This is a genomic window from Sphingobium fontiphilum (assembly GCF_014196635.1).
GTDB lineage: Bacteria > Pseudomonadota > Alphaproteobacteria > Sphingomonadales > Sphingomonadaceae > Sphingobium > Sphingobium fontiphilum.
Map to the genome: position 1 here is coordinate 1 of NZ_JACIEB010000018.1, position 1,097 is coordinate 1,097.

Sequence of the window (1,097 nt, forward strand, 5' to 3'; positions counted from 1 at the left end):
TGAGTAGCCCCTAGTTTTCTAGACGCCTTCCGCTTTCAAAATCTGCTGCCGTTCGAACTCGAGAGGTGACAGCATTCCGTTCCTGACCTGCTTGCGCACCGGGTTGTAGAACATCTCGACGTAATCGAACACGTCCTGCCGGGCTTCCTCGCGTGTTTTGTAAGTCCGGCGCCGGATGCGTTCGCGCTTGAGCGACGAGAAGAAGCTCTCGGCCACGGCATTGTCATGGCAGTTACCGCGCCGGCTCATCGAGTGCTCAAGATTGTGGGCCCGGATGAAGGCAGCCCAGTCCATGCTGGTGAACTGCGAGCCCTGATCCGAGTGGATCAGCACCCGGTGCTTCGGCTTGCGCCGCCATACCGCCATGTGCAACGCCTGCAGCACCACATCGGTGGTCTGTCGGCTCTGCATCGACCACCCTCCGCAGCCTTTCCAACGATGCTCCGCATCGCCGGAACCTTTGGCTGCTCCGCCCACCACGCGGCGGGAGTAGAGGTCGATCACGACCGCCAGATAGGCGAAGCCTTCCAGGGTGCGGATGTAGGTAATGTCTGTCACCCAGGCTCGATCCGGCGCAGCAACATCGAACTGGCGATCCAGCGTGTTGTCGACCGCCAGGGACGGCTTGCCACCATGGCTGCCGGGCCGGCGTTTGTAGCCGACCTGTGCCCTGATGCCCGCCAGCCTGGTCAGCCGCGCAACACGGTTGGGGCAGCAGGTCTCGCCATGATCCAGCAGGTCATCGTGCAGCTTGCGGTAGCCATAGACCTTGCCGCTGTCCTTCCAGGCTTTGCGGATCAGATCGGTCTGCCGGGCATCCTCCCGAGCCCGCTGGCTCAGCGGGCTCTTCTGCCAAGCGTAGTAGCCACTTGGCTGCACAGCCAGGCACCGGCACATTGCCCGCACGCCGAACCGACCGCGATGCTCGGCAATGAACGCGTATCTCACTTTGCATCTCGAGCGAAATACGCGGTGGCTTTTTTTAGGATGTCGCGCTCCTCGGTCACCCGGGCCAGCTCGCGCTTCAGCTGGCGGATCTCGGCATCCTTGCCGACATCGCCGGACACCTGCCGGGCCAACTGCCGCTTCCAGGCATA

General features: G+C 62.6%; 1 protein-coding gene. It reads right to left on the reverse strand.

Features of this window, described 5'->3' with window-relative positions; all coding sequences use genetic code 11:
- Positions 1-18 precede the first annotated feature (18 nt).
- Positions 19-1,097 (reverse strand): IS3 family transposase gene (locus GGR44_RS16660; RefSeq protein WP_246344754.1). Its coding sequence is split into 2 segments (ribosomal slippage), with 1,080 coding nucleotides annotated over them: positions 19-974 and positions 974-1,097; the frame shifts between segments, so codons are not numbered across the junction. This gene is flagged as partial in the annotation.